This is a genomic window from Mesorhizobium sp. M4B.F.Ca.ET.214.01.1.1, assembly GCF_004791545.1.
GTDB classification, from domain to species: domain Bacteria; phylum Pseudomonadota; class Alphaproteobacteria; order Rhizobiales; family Rhizobiaceae; genus Mesorhizobium; species Mesorhizobium abyssinicae.
In genome coordinates this window covers 1-340 of the sequence record NZ_SRUX01000167.1, presented here as the reverse complement: position 1 = coordinate 340, position 340 = coordinate 1, and the positions used below count along the sequence as shown (strand labels likewise).

Annotated in this window: 1 pseudogene; it reads right to left on the bottom strand. The window is 66.5% G+C overall.

Annotation, left to right across the window (positions count from 1 at the left end):
- Positions 1-196: pseudogene (locus EN857_RS33755) on the bottom strand (hypothetical protein); the annotation flags it as partial.
- Positions 197-340: the final 144 nt, after the last annotated feature.

The window sequence follows — 340 nt, the reverse complement described above, 5'->3', positions numbered from 1 at the left end:
CCACCAGCTGCGCCAGCGCCACCAAAGTGAGCATGGCAAGCCCGGCGAAATGGTTGGCGAGCGCCACCTTGGCCGCCAGTTGCAGGAGGAGATCGCCGGCCAGCACCCCGGCCAGCACCAGCGCTACGAGCTGCGGCCAGAAGCGCCGCAGCAGCGAAAAACTCAAGCTGATCGGCCTGATGATGTCGGCAACCATGAGCATTCCTCATGACGCCACCCGCCCAAGCCTTTCTAGCAAGGCGCCGATGTTTTGCAACCGGGCCGGGAACTGGCCGCGCATCCGCTGCACGCGGCCATGGTGCCGCGCACCCCTACCGTCTCACCCGCGACTTCAGCCAGC